General features: G+C 59.8%; 1 protein-coding gene. It reads right to left on the reverse strand.

The features are described 5' to 3' along the window. Window positions 1-723 (reverse strand): DDE-type integrase/transposase/recombinase (locus AC4ED1_RS14690; RefSeq protein WP_490939876.1); only part of this gene is annotated, 723 nt, incomplete at both ends.

Genomic DNA, 723 nt, shown 5'->3' on the forward strand with positions numbered 1-723 from the left:
CTCGCCCAGTGTCTGGATGTGCCCCGCCTCCACCTGTTCGTATGCCTCAGGGATAAAGCTCGTGTCGAGGAAACGGAACAGGCGTTCGACCTTACCTCGCCCAGCTGGACGATAGGGTCTGCTGTGCGAGAGGCGAATCCCCAGTTTTCCACAGATGCGCTGCAGGTGGTGGGATGAGAACACCGCTCCGTTATCCACATACAGTTGTTCCGGGACGCCGTACCGCAGGATCGCTTTCTTCAGGCTGTCTTCCAGGCGGGGCAACTGCTCATCCCAGTAAAACTGCCCATGGACGATGAGCCTTGAATAATCATCGAGGATGGCGAACAGAACGGTCTTTTTCTTGCGCTGTGGATGATTCGGGTCCGGGAGATACAACGCATGCTTAAAATCCGCCTGCCACAAGACATGCACGTCCTCCACCTCAAATCGATGGTATCCACGGTCATCGGAGCGAAGCAGTTCCTTGCGACTCGCTCCTGCACGCCGCAGGTGACGGGCGAGAGTGCTTTGCGCAACCGTGCCGGGTGGAACAATCCCGCTTCCCTCCAGCAGGAGGATGATTTGCTCCACACTGCGTTCGGGCCGCTCCCGGCGCAGCGCCACCGCCTTCTGAATCACCTCCTCCGGCAACCGGTGGCGGCCCTTGTCGTTTCGGGTCTTGGGGAGTAAGGCGTCGTAACCGCCCTTGCGGTAGGCCGCAATCCACCGCTCCAGTGTCCG

Source organism: Effusibacillus sp. SKA8, from assembly GCF_058273125.1.